We start from the raw sequence: 17,105 nt of genomic DNA, 5'->3' as shown, positions 1-17,105 counted from the left end.
GACTGGTCCTAGCAACGGAGGCTTGGGTAGTTTTTTCCTGTGTGGTGCCTTTCTAGTGTCACACAAGAGTTTCTCGCTCGGCCCACTAGAGCTGGCTCGCTTCTGGCCCTGCCTGGCACCAATTTGCCTCCTGCATGGACCAGTTGAAGACCGGCTATCGATTTTTATCGTTCATTGGGCAGCGATCATCAGTGAAACTATCTTGCAGCAACTATCAATTCTCTGCCGATTACAAGACGGCATCTTGGAGCTACGTTCTGCGAGTTGGAACATAGAGCAATTGGCTGACAGCTCACTGTCTTTGTGGTTGCAGATTTCGATGATGTTCGTTTGGGTGGCTTGGGCACGGCGGAGCTTGTGGCTGCTTGGATTTTACCTAGTATTCGCGTTCTTGATCTACGTGCTTCTATCAGCAGGACAGCTTGTCACAATAGCCGTCATGATGGATCGATTTAACATCGATTGTTCGTTTGGCTACCCTCGATTATTGATCAGTGGAATCACACTCGTTCTGTCTATCTTGCTAATCCTATTGTCCGATCAACTACTTCGCTTTCTGTTCTATCCCATGATGTCACCAGAACTGAGTCTGCGCAAGGATAATCCATTTGTGCATACCTGGAATTGGTTATTTGCAGATATGGCAAATACAGGACCTTCTCCCAAGCCGAACTTGGTCGATGAGGAATCAAGCGGTTCGCATATTTTCTGGTCCAACACCTTGCTGACTTTAGTCTCCTTGGGAGTCGTCTCTCTGGCCATCTATGGATTTTATTTCGGGAACTAGTATCACTTTCGATTAAAATGTGGACAGTCAGGCTTCTTTTGTGTCGTTTGTTGCTTGAAAGCTTCAGTGCATCGCTTCCATGATGAAGTTCAAACCATTTCGTATCGCATCGTTGCAGTCACACCGTAGAAAGCTGCGCAAGGCGATCTCAAGGCTATGGGTAATTCAAGCTGCGCGTTCACGATTGGGAAATCATCCCTGGTTTCGCAATCGATACGGCTATTCAAGTAACTTGAAGCACCTTGCAGATAGCCAACCTCAGGCAGCAACAATACGAAACCTTTTCAATCCAGTTAAGTGGCCAGAATGGCTCCTAGACTTTGCGGCGCGCTGGTTTCGGTCGCGACCGATGTCTAGCGTGATTCCCGGACTAATCATGTTGCTGGTAATCGGACTATTTATATCCGTAAGTGTTTTGGCTTTGCCTGGTGATAGTCGTGTACGACGTCAGAAGTACGCCCAGCAACTTAAGTCTGCGCTGGAAAACAATGACCTGGAGACTGCGTCGCTAGCCGTTCGGGCTCTACTGGATACTCAGCTATATAACGAATCGTTGTTGATTCAACGCGCCATCATTTTAGAACATCAAGGACAGAGCGAATCAGCGCAAGAGCTAATGCAGCAGGTAGTCGAAAAAAGTCGAAGCAGCTCAGCGGCCTATTGGTTAGCACTAAAGAAATACCCGTTAGACAATCTTTCGCGGTGGACCGAACAGGACCATAGTCAATTTCGATCGCTGATGGCTGTTGCGCTTGCTGATGCCAAAGCGTCCGAGCACAAAGAACGTTATTTGACGATGGCCAAATATTGGGTGGCAAACAATCTTGACAGCGAAGCCATCAAGTTGATCGAAGGACTGGCTCCTTTTCATCCAGATGTAGCACAGTCGGCGGCCTTGCTCTGCCTGAGGGTGGGCAAGCAGGCGGATGCGAACCGGTATGCTCAAATCGCTGCAAAATTCTACGAAAAAAAGTTGGAAGCGGACTCTAGCGATAAGGTGAGTCGTGTGGAGTTGGCTCGAGCTTATTTAATGTTAGAACGAGAATCAGACTCGGTCGATCTAATTCGCAGTACGTTGGCCACGGCAGATTCGACTGAAGTTCGTGCGTTGTACGCCGAAGCCATCGCGGCTTGGGTAAAGCGACTCAAGCAGCAATCGCCTGATGCTTCGGGGTTGGCACAAAGGCTTCAGCTAATCTTTGAAGCTCTGAAAATACAACCTAATCATCCTTTGCTTATCGACAGTATTATTGAACTTGCGTTAGATGCTCGAGCAATCGACGAACCATCGCTTCATTTATTGCTGGCAGAGAATCTCAAACAATTGGATCCTGGAATTATCCATTTTATTAGTGGCACTGCAGCGTTACTGGACGGAGATACGGCTAAAGCGGAAACGCATTTGCGTATCGCCGGAGAACAACAAGGAGCGATGGCTGGCATCTTAAACAATTTGGCTGTCAGCCTGGGTTCCAAAGAGGGTGCCGACCTTGAACAGGCACTGCGGTTTTCTGAGCTGGCATTGAGGCAACTTCCCGATCACCCCTATTTCCTTGAAACCAGAGGTCAGATACTGGCCAAGCTTGGCCGAAGCGAAGAAGCGGTCAGAGACCTAGAGCGAGCCCTAAAGAGTCAGGAGCTAGCTAAATCAATCCTCCCCACGCTAGTCGACCTCTATCGCAAACTAGGAATGGATGAAATTGCTGAGGGGTATGCGAAACGAATAATAGAAGTTCCTTAGTGGAAGCAAACAACCAGGTCTGAACCACCCCTTTCTAGCTTTTACTAGCGAGAACTGGGGTTGGAGAGATTGCCGCAACACTGTCAAAATGCCCAGAGTGTTGCAGGTTGGGATGAATGCTCGGTGATTTAGATTTAAAAGAACAGAATCCAATGGCAGCGTGTAGAGTGACTGCGGAAGCACTGCGTACCAAGGAGGAACTAGCCATGTCGTTCGATAGCGTGTTGTCACGGTTTGCAGACCAAGCGCCTGTGGCCACGATGGTCCGGGCTGCAATGGCCAACATATTATCGCCACGGGAACTGGATAAGATTTTTGAAGAGAGCCGGCAGCGGCAATATGAAGACAGGCTGCTATTTTCCAGTGTGGTTGGCCTGCTGACACTGGCGGTAACTAAAACGCAGCCATCGCTGCATGCGGCATATCAATCACAGCGAGAAGAGCTGGGGGTATCGGTAGCCGCGCGTTGTATGACAAGCTGTCGGGAGTGGGCTTACGGTAACACGTGGTGGTAAGACGCACAGCCCAGCGGATGGCAGCGGTCATCGACGCGTTGAGCAGAGACCAGAAGACCGGTGCTCCGGGGGTATAGCATTGTATCTGGATGGCAGCCATCTAGGGGCTACCGGCACCGGCTCAAACCGACGCGGGCGTGCGTGGCGGACCGCGCTGCCGGGATTAGGCTTAGTCGTACTGGATGGAGACCGAAGGATCATCAGCAGCGATTTCTTGCCATGCGTCGAAGCGGACATGCGCAAGAGCTAAGCCTGATGTTGGACTGGATCGACGGCGAAGACCAGTTGTGGATAGCCGACAATATTTCTAGCACCAAACAGATGATCTTCGAGTGCCATAGAAACAAAGCCAGTTTTTTGTTGCGACATCACGATTAGCCTGCCGAGCCGAAGAGGCCAGAGTGCGAGATAGCCAGATGCGCAACTGGCACGGTACAGGGCAAGCGGTCAGCGTGGAGAACACGTAGGTGCGGTCACGCGCTACGGCGGATGACGATCAAGCTAGACAAGCCGACAACCGATGGCACCCAGGAGATTTGTCTGCGGCGAATCTGCCTGCGGAGGTTTCGGCGTCAGATCTGGACCTGTATCATACTCGGTGGGACATCGAGGCGGCCTTCGGAGAGATTGCTTCATCGCTACGCGGGGAGATCGACACGCTGTGCTATCCGGCGGCCGCGTTGTTGGGTTACGCCATGGGACTGGTAACGTACAACTTGCTGGCCGTGGCCAAAGCAGCCATGAGTGTGGTGCATGGTCGCCAGACGGTTGAGGAGAATGTATCGATTTACCATATGGCCAACGAAGTGGCCACTACCTGGACGGGATTAGAGATAGCGATACCAGACAGCCAATGGCAAGCTCGCTTTGCGAAACTTGATGCAGGTCAGTTGGCGCACAAGCTACTTGCACTTGCCCACAAGACACAGCTGCGTCGGTACCAGAAGCATCGACGGGGACCAAAGAAACCTACCCCCAAACGCCAAGGCACTCAGCCCCATGTCAGTACCGCTCGACTGCTTGCTCAACAAAAACTAACACCTTGAAAGGGGTGGTGGCAATTGACTCTCCACAGCAAAGACAGGGGCATGCGAATTCATGAGATTTTTCTTCGATTTCTTTGCGTTGTACGTCAAGCATTTTTCAGCCATTGACTTACTGATTGTGATCCTGGGAATCGCTACGCTGGGGTTTCAGCTTCGAGAGTGGCGATTTTTGTCGGCTAACCAATCCTTGATTAATAATCCTTTTCAGGAAGCTCAGAAGCGAGCATATCGTGTCGTTCGGATCGCAACCCTTGCGATTGATGGTTTTCCATTACTTGGACTGCTTGGCACGGTTGCCTCTCTGTTGGTCACTTTCGCCGGAATTCAAGGAAATCAGGTTACGTCAAATATCATTTCAGATTTCGCACCGGGGCTAACTTCAACTGTGAGCGGATTGTTTTGCTCCTTGGTGAATCTGGGCTTCTTGCAGTTATGGTTGACACCAACGGTGGAAGTTTTTCGACGAAGGCAGTCACGCAATGGATGATCTACTTGAGGGCCCACGTCTTGAGAAACGCATCATGCCGTTGCTAGACGTGGCGTTGTCATTGGTTGGCGTGCTGATTTTGATGGTCTCGATCAGCAATGAACAACGTGAGTCGGGCATCGAAGGTAACGTTGCGACTCTCGTTGTTCTAGAAAATGGGCATGTCATGTTTGGCGAAAGTATACTCGCAACCACTGACAGCGGCGTCGATGAGGCGAAGTTTGAAAGGTTCTTTGAGGAACTAGAAATGCTCGACTCACCGCTGGTTCTTATGTACTACACGCGTCCCTCGGACAAAGACCAAGCTGTCAACGCAGTCGTAATAGCAGCTTGTATAAATGAGATCGAAGCTCGGGGGTACAACCTAAAAGCGATAGGTCGCGAGAAAGCAGAAGGGGAATCAAGATGAATTTGCTAGAAACAGCGGACATGGTGGACACGGCTGTCTCGGTCGGAATGCTTGCGCTGACGATAGGGTGTCCAGTCGCGGGTGTTACATGGTTTGCCGCAAAGATGATGATTAAGCAAGGCGCCAAAATTGCGATCAAGCGATATGCGTTGGGCACCGTTGCAGGCGTGACAGCGACTGCCGCCGCGTTCTTTGCGACAGGATCTGGTGAAGGAGACGGTTCCTCTGGCGTCCCCTTCATGGCTCCGCCCGGTATCTCTCAGGAAATGCTTGAAGTGGAGTTCTTGCAGCTTGTCGTTGAGCCGGATTCAAACGGTGACGACTCGGTGCGAATTGGCGAAAACGTCGTTACGAGGGACCAGATATTCCTGCAGCTCTACCCACTAATTAGCTTCGGTAAGCTTGGGCGGGTTGAGTATAGGATCAACCTGCCAGACAAACAGCATGGTGAATGGAGCCTGTACATGAAAGAGATCGAGAGTAGCCTCGAAAACGTGAAGCCTAGTTTCGAGTTTGTCGAGTCTACGTTAGGGGGATCGTCGGAATGAGCGAAGAGAGCGAGATTCGACGAGTCATGTTTGTTGGGGCCGAGCAGGCTGGCAAGACTACCATGATGTGCGGTTGGTTACATCTTGCCAAAGAGGTCTACAATGCGGACCCGGTTTTGAAATACGAGCAGACGGCTCAGCTTCTTGAAACATACGATCACTACATTAGTGCAACTGTCGTCAACCCGACAAATCCTGGTGAAGTAACGCGAGCGAGGTTTCATTGCCAGCAGCAACACCACAAGTTTGATTTGGAGTTGATTGACTATTCCGGAGAAGACATCAGCACCAGCGCGAGCAAGTTTTTGCATCAAGGGACTAGCCAATCTCTGAATTCGCTTGAAAGAGGATTCGTAGATGACCTAGAGAACGCGGATTGGATCATTTTGGTACATGATTCAGAGCGGATCGTTAATGGAACAGTCGCTGAGTTGGTGAGTTCGCTTTGGCTTGCGAAAGTAATGCCTCGTCTGCTTTTTGCTGGCGGCGATGGGGCCATTGCTAATGCCACGATTTACTTGTCTCGTGGAGACCGAATTGGCCAAGAGGATATCGATCGTGCCGTAGACTCCGTTCGCGCAGTCATTCAAACCTCTAATCTTGCGGCGTTGCCCATCAAATGCGGTAGCGCCAAGGTTTGGGAGCAGAAGGGGCAGTCAGCGTCCGAAAGGCGTTTTGTTCAGCTTTTTACGGAAACCATGCTAAGCGTCTTGAACAGACCTGCTGGAGTGGTTATATCGAAGTCGCATGCACCAGGCTACGGACGATGGCCTTTCATATTCGCCTGTATGGCAATCGTGTTCGTGTCAATTTGGATATTCTCGCAGTGGCAACCAAGGCCGGTTGACCCCAACTTGCAGCAGTTACTAGCCGAACTTGATAGCCTCGAGAATGACGCTGCCAAATCGCCCGATCACGCAAAAGCACAAGAAATTGTCGCACAATTAAACCAGTTAGAGTCGAAATTAAGAACGGTGTTTTCATCACAATATGGCCCCGAACTTTCCGCAAGGATTGTGGACTTACGGTCAGACTTGGATAAGGTGAAGAAGCCGCTGGGAACTGAGAAGATCGCAGATGCAATTGTTGTACTCCGAAAGTTGCACGGCCCTAATCTAAAAGGCTTTTACGCTGGCCTCGCTGAACTAGCAGAGAAGGAGCGTATGAATGACCTTGAATGGCAGAAGGATGCGAGAGACGAATGGGGTGTCATAAAGAAGTTCTGTGAACAAATTCGCGGTGGCATCCCGGTCGGACTAGTCTCTTCGTCTTTTAAAGGTCCTTATTGGTGGACTAGTACGATTGGCAGCGACGAGCTGAAACTCGAAGTATGGGTCGCGGAACCCGGCGACCCGCAGCCATTTGATACCTATACAGACGAACTAGCGTCTCTTGGGACGGAGATCAAAGGGTCAGTACAATCCGGAAATGAATACAGCGTAAGGTGGCCTGGCGCTGTTGCTGAGCAGAGTAGTCTGACAAGCCTTCTTGTGAATCTAGACTTCGACACGCAGGTCTGGGTCAGATTGTATACGTACGATTTCACCAACAAAACGCTTGCATTCGTCAAGGTGCCACGGGAAGGCACGCTTGGACTCGACTGGTTTAATCGCTCGCAAGCAATTCGGATTAATGATAAGAACTACGCCCTTTTTGTCAGAATCAACGTCGATCTAAATGTCCCAGCGGCTATTGAAGAAGCTTTCAAGGATTAAGGGACTCATCAATGGCGGAGAAGGTACTCTACGGACATTCATCTGGGTCAAGCGGGACCGGCTACCGGATTATATCTCGGTCAGCGTCCGACAATCCTGTTAGCGACCTTGACGTGAACGCTCTAATCCAAAGGTTGAAGCTTCGCCCAGCAATTCTCGGCAACGATTTTGGATGGTTCTGGCTTCCGTTCTCGGATCGCACAAGGGTGCTCGCAGCTGCATTGGTCTGCACAAGCGAAAGCGGGGTTCAAACCATGCAATTTCGACTCTTGTTTTTCGGACTCGACGAGTGCGATTTGTTTCACTGGCAGCCCTTTCATTTTTTTGACGAAATGCAATCCCAGTCGCGTTGGGAGGTTGGTGGCAACGGGCTGCTTCCTGCACTCGTTCAAGGGTTGCCAGCCGAACCTTCGGTTGCCCATGCCGATCCGTTAGGGTCATTCGAGATTGATTGGAAAGATTCAGCAACCGTGGCGGACAAAGTCCTTGCAGCATTCCTATCGAGTTGGCCAGTCAAAGACCGTCCTAGCATCGAGTTTTTCGCGCCCGAGCTAAGCGACCGCAACAATCCATTGGTTGTGTTTCGAGCCGGTTCCAGCCCAGGCTTGTCCTCCGCAAGAGATGATAGCGATGGACCTTCGCAACGCACCTTTGATTTGAAGACGGCGGTATTATCCGGCGGAATTGCTTTGCTTTTGGGATTCGCAGTGTCATTTGCTTTTTTGCAGACGAAGCTGGAAGAGAAAGATGCCCTGCTTACTGACAGAGAGAGTGCGCTAAGGCAATATGAAGAAAATCTCGCTTCGCCAACTTTTCCACCTGCGGTTCATGACCAATCAAACGCGTTTAGCAATCTAAACGCTGAGTTTCCCAAGTCGACGTTGGCACGGCTACGAAAACTTTTCGGTGAACTTTATTCGGAAAGCCAGTCGGCGACAATTCATGAAGAAACAGCTCGCCTACTACATTATCTCGACAACAAGGGTGCGTCCAGCGACTACGGCGGCCTCGTAGAAAGCGGGCTAGAAGCATGGATCGAATTCGAGCGACAACGCAATAGTGAGCAAGATCGTATTGCTGAACAAGACCGGGTCGCAAAGCAGCTGCACGAATCACTGCTTACATTGCAAAATCTGGTTCATGACATGAACCGAAAAACGTTGCCGCGATCGGCTCCAGCACCTGCGCAAGCACAAATGGAACGAGAAACAACTGAAGCAATCGATAGGACGATAGCTGAAATCGACGAATTGACCAGATCAATTCGAGAATTGCCGAATCTTTTCGAAGATGTCGATTGACACCTCTGCAACATCCAGGATCTGCGCAGCCCAGGACTGGTGGACTATGGAACAGTGAAGTTAACTGGCTAGGGTGAGCTGGTATTGTTGCTCGAAGTCATGGGCTAGAACCTGCGAGGCATGTACTAGTCGATCTGACCTGCTCCCCAAAACCTGATCCAGGTGATATGAAAGTCGAAGAGCCCGAAACGGGCAGGAGGACTTTCAATGACAAGGCGAAGACGCAAACACACAAGCGAACAGATCATCAAGAAACTACGAGACGCCGACGCGATGCTTGCGGCTGGCAAGAGTGTGGGCGAGGTGCTGCAAGCGTTGGAAGTGAGTGAACCGTCGCCGAGCCGCTGGCGCGGCGCAGTACGGCGGCATGAAGAGCAGAAAGGCCAAGCGTTTAAAGCAACTGGAAGATGAAAACACTCGGCTATAGCAAGAGCGACTGGTGGCGGACCAGGCGTTGGATTCAGATGCTCAAGGGAGGTCGCCCGGGAAACTGAGTACCCCTCAAGCGTCAAACAAGCAGTATGGAGATGCTGCAAGCAAGTATCAAGTATCGCAGCGTCGAGCCTGTCGGGTGTTGGCACAGCCAAGATCCCGCAGCGTTATGAGGGCGGCCGAGGACCAAGACGAGCGGCTAACGAAACGCATAATGGAGCAAGTTAGGCGTAGACCGCGTTGGGGCTATCGCCGGATTGGACAACACTGCGTCGAAGGAGAGAGCACTCAACATGAAGCGTATCGCGCGACTGGCTGGAGATCGGCGGGCTGAAAGTACCAAGGAAACGCAGGAAAAAGCGAAGTCAAGGCCAAGCGGTGAACGCCTGTCATCGGAAGCCAAACCAGCCAACCGAATGATGGCAGCGGACGTAGGATTTTTGCTGGAATCGACACGACGCTCCAGGGCACAAGACTCCGATGGCTCAATGTGATCGACGGAAGATACACGCGGATGTGTCTGGCGTCAAGGTGTCACAAACATCACCAGCGAAGGCGCGGTTGATACGCTGGCCGAGCTATTCTCGATGTATGGAGTCCCCAAGATGTTGAGAAGCGACAATGGGCCTGAATTCATGGCCAAAGCGATCCAGCAGTGGCTAAACATTTATCGATTCCAGGAGCGCTGTATCGAGCCAGGATCGCCGTGGCAAAACAGGGTGTGCGAGAGTTTTAACGGCAAACTCCGAGACAGTATCTGCAACCGAGCGAAGGCTGGTTTCAGTGGCGAGACGCAAGACTCAAATCCCGACAGTGGCAAGACGACTACAAGCAGAATTCCAGGCCCCACAGTTCAACTGGGCTACTGACCCCCAACGAGTTCAGCCGCTCGCTGTGCTGATTCCGTTCCGTTGTCAGTAGGCACGGGGATTGCTCCCACACCTCTCACAGAACCGGACTTGTGGGCCCACATCCGGCTCCTCAAGCTGAACATGTTAGAACAGCATAAACTGTCCTTGGACCTACGCGGCTGGCTGGGTTCTTGCCATCGGACGAGCGATACAAGCGTTGCTCGAACCATGCGTTCGGAAGCAGGCTTTGTGGACACCAAAGCTGCTGCTTCGCTTCCAAACTGCTACGAATCTGATAGGCGGTTTTCCAAGCTTGGCTTTGGGATACGCCGCGGGTTTGCAAGTGACGGTACAGGTGACGTAGGCGTTTCTTCTGGCGGACTAAGATGGCTCGTAGCCGTCGCCGGATATGAGCATCAAGTTGCTGAAGGAACTTGGGCTGATGCATAACCGAAAGTATCCAACCCAACCCGTTAAATGGCAGTTGGCACGTTCGACGCGGCGAGCGAATGAGTTACCCCATGTGCAGGTGTTAGCTCGCGAATGCGGGCGGACAAGTTGCTTTGTCTTAGCGGAGATACTGACTGAGATTGAGCCATCGGATGCTTTCCGCAGGCTAAAGCCAAGGAAGGAAAGGTCAAATGGCTGACTCACCGAACTCTTTTCCGTATTCACCTGGAGGCGAAGACGGTCTTCGATGAATCGTTGCACGGATGCCATCGCGTTCTCGAAAACCCTGTGACTGCAAAGGACGAAAACTACTGAAATCATCAGCATAGCGCGAAGCAGAGAGCCCGACGACTTAACTCCCAGTCGAGGTTCGTCAAGGACGACGTTCGAGGAGGTGGTGAAGCGGATAACCTTGCCGGGGCCCCTTCTTGCGTCGGAGAACTACTGCCATCTGGTAAGACGACTTTCGCTTTCAGCATCAAGTGAATCAGCTTCAGGATACGTCCATCGCCGACTCGCTGGGCCAAGCGGCTAAGCAAGCGTTGGTGATGAACTCGGTCGAAGAACTGGAAAGATCAATATCGACCGAGGGTGCCGTAACTCTGCAGAAAGTAACCTAGCTTCCGGCGATCGCAGTCTGTGCACCGCGACGACGGCGAAAACCCTTGACTGCTGCTGTTATGGAAGCTTGGTTCAAAGATCGGCTCCAGAACCTGGAGGACCGCCTGCTGAACAATTCGATCTGACATTGAGATGCTAAACCTCTTTCGCCACCCCCGGGCTTGGGTATCCAAATCGGCGGATGTCTCAGGGATATACGCACCCTCGATCAAGGCTTGATGAAGATCGGCCCCGGCAACTGTGGAGCATGCTCGACAGCCGATTCGGCTGCTCTCTCCATCGACGCCGGGAGCACCTTTATTCGATGCAACCAGCGGGCAGCGCGTGCCAAGTTCGGCAGCCATGCTACTCGTTCCAACAACTGACCCAGGGGTCAGTTGCTCGAGTATGTTTCGTTCGTCAAAATTGACTTCCGCTTGATGCCACAAGTATATTACTCTTGGCCTGGCAGATACTACGTCTCTGTGGACCGCCACGAGAACTCGCCCCTGAACTCTGCATAGTGTCAGGACTGTCAGCAGCTTACGAACTGATTGACGTGATTCAGAACTTTTTCAACTTGTCACTCCCTTCGCTCCACCGGCATTGCCGGCTTCAACGCTACTACGAAGTGATCCGACTTCTCCATCGACTTTGGGCAGTTGTGTTTCCTGCGCGTGCCCTACCACATGCTCGTGGGAGTCTGATTGTGGACGATAGAGTCTCTTGGGGTAAGGTTGAGTAATGTATTGCCACTTGCCGCCTCGAATACTTCCTGGCCCCGATCGGATATTGGGCGTCGTGTATAGCGGCTTGCACACTAACCCGGGCCAACAAGCTACAATGAGTTCACTTGCGTTCGGTGCTGCAGTTCTTCAACAGCTTCATCCCACATGGCGCTCGCGGCGTATGAAACAGCTAGATTTAGTTGTCCATTCATGCAGTTGCCTTCGCTCGCGGTTACCTCCGATAGGTCCCGCAAAGGACTTTCACCTTCAATTACTCAACCATGCCCAACGCACCGCTGCGCTCACTCCTCTCCATCAGCACAGCGAACATTCCATTCCCTTACCTATTTCCTAACCCAATCTTTCATATCACGTGGTACAAATAAATGGGGCAGCTCAGATCGTTTAGCTTGGTAGGGTCTTCGCTTCGGTAATTGCCTCTGGCATCGACGCTATAGTCCAGCACTTCGGCTACTCGCTTCGGTTGCACAATCCGGTAGGTGAGCTCTCCCTGAATCATGACATCTTGAAAGTCTGCGCTGACTTCCGTAAAGGCAAACGGGACATCCACACTCGCTAGTGGTACGGTCACGATGGTTGCAAAGGGTGCGAAATAGAAGAAAGACTGCCCTGCACCTTCACGTCGGATTTTGCCGCCGCTGAAATGAATCACGTAGGTCGTAGGTGGCGTCTTGAGGTAGCGAAATCCTAGCATGAGATTCTCGAGTCTGTGGGCTGGTCAAATTGATGCAGATTGACGATTGGAAAAGTTGCGAAAGCCGGCGTACCTATTCTAGTTGAGAGCAATGGCCAAAATGACCATCTATTTGCAATTCGATTTTTGTATTTGGAATCGCAATTTCCTGGACGCCACATTGATCCAGGCTGCTTATCAAATTGCAGATCTTGTTCGCGTATTTGCTCCGTATCTGTGGATTGGCCGACCTTAATTCAACCTGGTTTTTTTCCATTTCAGGTGGAGGGGGACATATCTCGAGGGACACAGCCGGATGACGGAGGATTCTCACTGGTCTCCTGATATCGCCTGTGCTTCCAGGGTCATTGATAATGGATAGCACAGATTATTGATGCCCCCATCCGATATTGAAGCCCCTATCCGAAGCGGCCTTCCAGCTAGCGGTTGATGGAATAGGCGAAGCTAGCTGTTTAGGGTGGCATCCACTGCGTTTTAGCTGCGTCCCCGCGAAGTTCCCGCACTTAATTGAGCCGCTTACCAAGATCGGCCTCTACCGGACGAAGTAGGATCGTTGTCGAAATGTGCGCCGAGCCAGTCCGCAGCTTCTCGGCATGTTCTATCATATTGTTTTTGCCAAAATCATGTGCCGTCTGCGGGTCGGCTTGACCTAGCATACAATCCTCAGCAGGAACTAGGCCACTATTTGCTCTAATCAGGAATGTACCCATGTTGACGCCTAAATCCGTTTTCCCTAGCCCTTTGCACGGTACGCGGCGAAGATTCTTCAGCATCCTTTTACTGTCACTCAGTTTTACGGGGTGCCAGCATTGGTCACCTGGAATTCAAGGGAACGGGCAGCTCGGATCGGTGACGCGCGAGGTAGCTACGTTTAAACACCTTGTGATTGCCGGATCTTTATCGGCAGAGATCCTACAAGGCGACCAACTTAGCGTGACGATCGAAGGCGATACGAATCTGTTACCACTCATTGGCACTGACGTTTCGTCCGATGTGCTGACTATTGGTTCGAAGGAGTCCTATAGCACGTCACTTGGTATCAAGGCCAGAATCATTACACCACTGCTGGAAAGCGTCACCCTGTCCGGTTCCGGAAACTGTCAGGTTGGTCCGCTTCAGACCCAACAATTCGCGGGGCATGTCACCGGATCTGGCCGGATTCAAGCATCGGGATCGGCCGAACACGTCGTCGCCACGATTACTGGATCGGGCAACGTTGACTTGCGTGAACTGGTAGCCCAAACGGGCGAGGCCACGATTCAAGGTAGTGGTAATGTGCAAATTCACGCGCAGAACAAGTTCGACGCCACAATCACGGGCAGCGGTCACGTCGAGTATGTTGGGCAACCAGAGATCAATCAACAAGTCACTGGATCAGGCTCAATAAAGTCTCTCTAGCCAAAACCAAGAGCGGTCTAACTCAAGAGTTTTCCTGGCGACGCGAGCTGGTTCGACACCTGTTAGGCGAGCGTCGAGCCCTGGAATTTGACCGGAAAACGAGCGTTATCAATTCCCATCAATTGGAACAAGGTGGCATAAATGTCGTGCACTGACGCTTTGTTTTCGACCGCATGCTATCCAAATTCGTCCGTGGCCCCGTAACTAAAGCCCGGTCGAAAACCACCACCAAACCGGTAAGCGGTCGCCACCGTCGAGGGCTAGGCAATGTCAGGGGCCAGGCGATCTTGGTGCATGAAATGATTCTGTGGGATTTCCGCATTGCGTGTCGAGAGCCCTGCACTTGATCTCTTTCCTCTCATAGAGGCCCCAAGTCACGCAGGAAGACAAATGGAACCCGACTGCTCCCAGAGCAATTTGTTACGAGAATTCGGGACCGATTAAGATCATAGCTCGGCGGCGAACGTCATGGCCCAGCTTATCCCTGTCTTGGTGCATAAGGAAGGCGTGTCATTCGCCGCACAAACGAAGCTGACCGAGTTGGAACGAACTGCCGCTGAGGTTCGGGCCGGCGCTTTGACTGCGGACCGCTAACCGCAACAAGACACCGACAAAGAAGCATATCGCCGACTGTGTCGTCTATCTTCAAAATAAGGGAACCTATCCGCTTTGGGTTCTGACCGCCGAAACGCGATTGATGGAACTGGTTGCCGTTTGGCGCTTCGATACGCTGCGAGAATTGAACGCTGACGCCTTACTAAGCTGGTTATCGACTGAACAGGCGGTGGGACGTTCGGCAAGGGGGCTGAATGGGCAAGGGGGTGAATGGAAGTGTTGCCGCTGCCGTTGTGTTTGGTTAATGGTTGACGGGCAAGCGAACCACCAAGAACCGTGCGAACCAACTAAGCGAAAAGCGATTGATGCAAAACCCGTTTGCCGGAGTCGGCAAGTTTGACGAACGAGCTGACCGCCGCCGCGAACGCCGAGCCATGACCCGACAAGAATTGCGGCAGATGTTGCACGTTGGCGACCGATTGCCGATTATGGTGGAGAGACTGAAAGATTGCCGGTTGATGAACTGCCGACTTCGTCCAAGAGAGGCCGAACTTGGCGGGCAATGACTTAATTACGCGCTGGCCGTGAGTCATTTCGCCCAGGCGGCCGCCGGACTGCACCACTAACAAACTGGTGAGTCACCGAGGACGAACAAGCGGAAACCGACTGCCGTTGACCGACTACTCTTGGGGCAAATAGTTGCGACCTTTCGGAACTGAATGAGAGCGCCCGGGGGCGACATCATGGCCCCCGTTTTGGGTCTCCTTGGTGCGTAAGGTGGATGTTACCGAGGTCCGCAATCTAAGTGGGAGGTTCGTTCTTTCTAACGGTTCTCAAGTTATTCACGCCCACGAACGTCCTGCGCTATGCTCCTCTGTAGTGTTTCGTATACAATGCCTGAAGGTCGCTATCGCCTAAGTTTGGAGCAGTTACGAGGTAAACCGGTTTGCCATGACGACAAAAGAGAAAGTAATCAGCCTACTGGAGTCACTTGAAGATGATGTCGCACTGGAAGTCGTAATTGACCGCCTCTACTTTCTTCGAAAGGTTGAACTTGGAATCGCTCAGGCTGATGCCGGGGAAGTGATCGGACATGAAGAATTCATGGATGAGCTAGAGGCTGAGGATGCCTAGTAAGGTCTTCTGGACACATCAGGCACAAGACGACCTGAGAGCAATCCGATCACACATCGCTCGAGATGCTCCAGTAACCGCAGCCGCTTACGTCCGTCGACTTCGAGAATCAGTTGGTCGCCTAAGAGAATTCCCTTTATCAGGTCAGATAGTACCCGAATTTGGACGTGAGGAAATTCGAGAAGTATTGCAAGGCAACTACCGGCTGATTTATAGAGTTGGGAATAATCGCGTCGATATTTTGACGGTTTTCCACAGTGCGCAGATTCTCGATGCTGCAGGTCTTTAGCTGCGTTATTGACGCTGGCTATGCTTCGGGTGTGGCAGCAACTTAGCCGTGAATGGCCCTGTCAGACTCATCTGATCCGACCGACATCAACTGCACCAAATGCGGAGACACATTAGATTCGCTGGTAAATTGGAATCCGCGAATAGCCAAGTCGCACAGGAGGGCGTGCCATTTGCGTCTAGCGACAGACTGATCCCTCCAAAGTACCGAATGGTAAACCAGAATTGGTATATCTGCAAACGCGTGCCTGTCTTCTTGGCAACAGGCGATCGAGACTGATGGGAACTTGAAACTGAGCCTTAATTCAACCTGGTTTTCTGCCCATATCAGTTGGGTGTACCCTTAGCTTCCGGGCATAACTGCAATTGCCCAACCGGGAGAGTCTTCTGTTTCTCAAGTGCTGACGTTCCGCGGCGTATTCTTCGGACCACCGCTGTGCCGTTGAGCTCACAGGTCATTGGCCGCTGCAATAGCTTGATTACTGGGCTGCTGATCTGTGAGCCTGCCAGGCCAGCAGGCGATGGTGGTTTTACAGGCGTTGATGGGTACCTGAGCCGCTTTTACACCGTAACCGTAAAGCGTGGTTGAAGAATACCTAGCCGGAGCGAAGGCAATCGTCAGGCAACGGACTTCAGCACGTTCGTCCTCCATTGTCCTTCGCTCCGATTCTCTTAGCTTCAAGGCGAGTCAATCACGCCATTAAGCGATAGTTGACGACCGGCCAATTGCTGCTGAGCCTGCGCTGCCAATTGCCAACTTGAATCTCGTAAATACAGCCGTCGCACAATTGAACGGTTTGCCTTGGCGATCAAGCATTCGTGTCGATCTGTGGAGTTGAGGTATTGTCGGTCAACGATTGCACCGGTCGCTGGGAGTAACAGGGTTCGACTATCTTTTTTTAGCTCGCACTTAGCGATGACGACGGCTGATCAATTAAGCAGGCTTTTCTGACTTGTTGGAATTAGGCAGAGTGATCAATTACCAGTGTGAACAGCCGATAAATGAGCCGAGTTCTCCATGACGAGCTGCACGAATTTAGCTACCGTCGCCAGTCGGTGGTGTCTCGGTTCAATGATCGATGGATGTCTGGCAAGACCTCGGATTGGCAGACAGTGGCTACGGTGAATTTGCAACTACAGCTCGACCAAGACGGTTCCACCAATAGTTCAGCCGTTGGAAATTGAAGTTGATCGCGTTTATCGGTCTACAACCGGCTTGCGAATGATTGAACAATTCGTACCGCCAGCCACCGCTCCGCAGCGCCCCCAGACCTACTAAATCGTCAAATCAATGCCGATGATTTAGTAGGTGTGAGGGAGAGGCTGTTTGCTGAAATCAAGATACCAATTAAAGCTGGCAGACCAATCGCTTGAGCAGGCAATCACCCAGGCACTGCCTGTGTTT

General features: G+C 51.7%; 22 protein-coding genes. 18 read left to right on the top strand and 4 right to left on the bottom strand.

Translation table 11 applies throughout. The features are described 5' to 3' along the window. Positions 1–439 precede the first annotated feature (439 nt). The 13 genes from KF752_09425 (at position 440) to KF752_09365 (ending at position 9,850) form a co-directional block, all read left to right on the top strand. Complete coding sequence (locus tag KF752_09425) at positions 440–787, top strand: hypothetical protein (GenBank protein MBX3421761.1); 348 nt, start codon at positions 440–442, stop codon at positions 785–787. A gap of 349 nt (positions 788–1,136) precedes the next feature. Next, positions 1,137–2,528: a hypothetical protein gene (locus KF752_09420; protein ID MBX3421760.1), complete on the top strand. Its 1,392-nt coding sequence runs from the start codon at positions 1,137–1,139 to the stop codon at positions 2,526–2,528. Positions 2,529–2,734: 206 nt separating this feature from the next. After that, positions 2,735–3,043: a hypothetical protein gene (locus KF752_09415; GenBank protein ID MBX3421759.1), complete on the top strand. Its 309-nt coding sequence runs from the start codon at positions 2,735–2,737 to the stop codon at positions 3,041–3,043. Positions 3,044–3,262: 219 nt separating this feature from the next. After that, complete coding sequence (locus KF752_09410) at positions 3,263–3,421, top strand: hypothetical protein (GenBank protein MBX3421758.1); 159 nt, start codon at positions 3,263–3,265, stop codon at positions 3,419–3,421. Positions 3,422–3,510: 89 nt separating this feature from the next. Further along, positions 3,511–4,089, top strand: coding sequence for a hypothetical protein (locus KF752_09405; protein ID MBX3421757.1), 579 nt, complete (start codon positions 3,511–3,513; stop codon positions 4,087–4,089). 52 nt (positions 4,090–4,141) lie between these two features. Beyond that, on the top strand, positions 4,142–4,576 hold the full coding sequence (locus tag KF752_09400; GenBank protein MBX3421756.1) for a MotA/TolQ/ExbB proton channel family protein: 435 nt from the start codon (positions 4,142–4,144) through the stop codon (positions 4,574–4,576). Next, on the top strand, positions 4,569–4,985 hold the full coding sequence (locus KF752_09395; GenBank protein MBX3421755.1) for a hypothetical protein: 417 nt from the start codon (positions 4,569–4,571) through the stop codon (positions 4,983–4,985). Before KF752_09400 ends, KF752_09395 begins: the two co-directional genes overlap by 8 nt. Continuing rightward, positions 4,982–5,533 (top strand): hypothetical protein, encoded by a 552-nt coding sequence (locus KF752_09390; protein ID MBX3421754.1) that lies wholly within the window; start codon positions 4,982–4,984, stop codon positions 5,531–5,533. Before KF752_09395 ends, KF752_09390 begins: the two co-directional genes overlap by 4 nt. Continuing rightward, positions 5,530–7,248, top strand: a complete 1,719-nt coding sequence (locus tag KF752_09385) for a hypothetical protein (protein ID MBX3421753.1) — start codon at positions 5,530–5,532, stop codon at positions 7,246–7,248. Before KF752_09390 ends, KF752_09385 begins: the two co-directional genes overlap by 4 nt. 578 nt (positions 7,249–7,826) lie before the next feature. After that, a complete protein-coding gene (locus KF752_09380) occupies positions 7,827–8,549 on the top strand; it encodes a hypothetical protein (protein MBX3421752.1) in 723 nt (240 codons plus the stop codon). Between the two features lie 207 nt (positions 8,550–8,756). Next, positions 8,757–8,960, top strand: coding sequence for a hypothetical protein (locus KF752_09375; GenBank protein MBX3421751.1), 204 nt, complete (start codon positions 8,757–8,759; stop codon positions 8,958–8,960). A 314-nt stretch (positions 8,961–9,274) separates the two neighbouring features. Continuing rightward, positions 9,275–9,475, top strand: coding sequence for a hypothetical protein (locus tag KF752_09370; GenBank protein MBX3421750.1), 201 nt, complete (start codon positions 9,275–9,277; stop codon positions 9,473–9,475). 93 nt (positions 9,476–9,568) lie between these two features. Further along, positions 9,569–9,850 carry a transposase family protein gene (locus KF752_09365; protein ID MBX3421749.1) on the top strand — a complete coding sequence of 94 codons (282 nt, stop codon included), beginning with the start codon at positions 9,569–9,571 and terminating at the stop codon, positions 9,848–9,850. Between the two features lie 112 nt (positions 9,851–9,962). On the opposite strand, the gene KF752_09360 is transcribed toward KF752_09365, so the two are convergent. The 3 genes from KF752_09360 to KF752_09350 all read right to left on the bottom strand — a co-directional run bounded on the left by KF752_09360 (position 9,963) and on the right by KF752_09350 (position 12,325). Beyond that, on the bottom strand, positions 9,963–10,280 hold the full coding sequence (locus tag KF752_09360; protein ID MBX3421748.1) for a hypothetical protein: 318 nt from the start codon (positions 10,278–10,280) through the stop codon (positions 9,963–9,965). 577 nt (positions 10,281–10,857) lie between these two features. Further along, positions 10,858–11,247 (bottom strand): hypothetical protein, encoded by a 390-nt coding sequence (locus KF752_09355; protein MBX3421747.1) that lies wholly within the window; start codon positions 11,245–11,247, stop codon positions 10,858–10,860. Between the two features lie 727 nt (positions 11,248–11,974). Further along, complete coding sequence (locus KF752_09350) at positions 11,975–12,325, bottom strand: hypothetical protein (GenBank protein ID MBX3421746.1); 351 nt, start codon at positions 12,323–12,325, stop codon at positions 11,975–11,977. A gap of 708 nt (positions 12,326–13,033) precedes the next feature. Here KF752_09350 and KF752_09345 point away from each other — a divergent pair. The 4 genes from KF752_09345 to KF752_09330 all read left to right on the top strand — a co-directional run bounded on the left by KF752_09345 (position 13,034) and on the right by KF752_09330 (position 15,701). After that, positions 13,034–13,723 (top strand): DUF2807 domain-containing protein, encoded by a 690-nt coding sequence (locus tag KF752_09345; protein ID MBX3421745.1) that lies wholly within the window; start codon positions 13,034–13,036, stop codon positions 13,721–13,723. 920 nt (positions 13,724–14,643) lie between these two features. Then, positions 14,644–14,844, top strand: a complete 201-nt coding sequence (locus tag KF752_09340) for a hypothetical protein (protein ID MBX3421744.1) — start codon at positions 14,644–14,646, stop codon at positions 14,842–14,844. A 385-nt stretch (positions 14,845–15,229) separates the two neighbouring features. After that, on the top strand, positions 15,230–15,412 hold the full coding sequence (locus KF752_09335; GenBank protein ID MBX3421743.1) for a hypothetical protein: 183 nt from the start codon (positions 15,230–15,232) through the stop codon (positions 15,410–15,412). Beyond that, positions 15,405–15,701 carry a type II toxin-antitoxin system RelE/ParE family toxin gene (locus tag KF752_09330; GenBank protein MBX3421742.1) on the top strand — a complete coding sequence of 99 codons (297 nt, stop codon included), beginning with the start codon at positions 15,405–15,407 and terminating at the stop codon, positions 15,699–15,701. Before KF752_09335 ends, KF752_09330 begins: the two co-directional genes overlap by 8 nt. 447 nt (positions 15,702–16,148) lie before the next feature. On the opposite strand, the gene KF752_09325 is transcribed toward KF752_09330, so the two are convergent. After that, the gene (locus tag KF752_09325; GenBank protein MBX3421741.1) at positions 16,149–16,352 is read right to left on the bottom strand and encodes a hypothetical protein; all 204 of its coding nucleotides are present in this window, start codon (positions 16,350–16,352) and stop codon (positions 16,149–16,151) included. 350 nt (positions 16,353–16,702) lie between these two features. Between KF752_09325 and KF752_09320 the strand changes: the two genes are divergently transcribed. Next, a complete protein-coding gene (locus tag KF752_09320) occupies positions 16,703–16,885 on the top strand; it encodes a hypothetical protein (GenBank protein MBX3421740.1) in 183 nt (60 codons plus the stop codon). Positions 16,886–17,105: the final 220 nt, after the last annotated feature.

It is taken from the genome of Pirellulaceae bacterium, from assembly GCA_019636385.1.
GTDB lineage: Bacteria > Planctomycetota > Planctomycetia > Pirellulales > Pirellulaceae > Aureliella.
The sequence above is the reverse complement of the archived record's forward strand: the minus strand, read 5'-3'. Positions and strand labels throughout refer to the sequence as shown.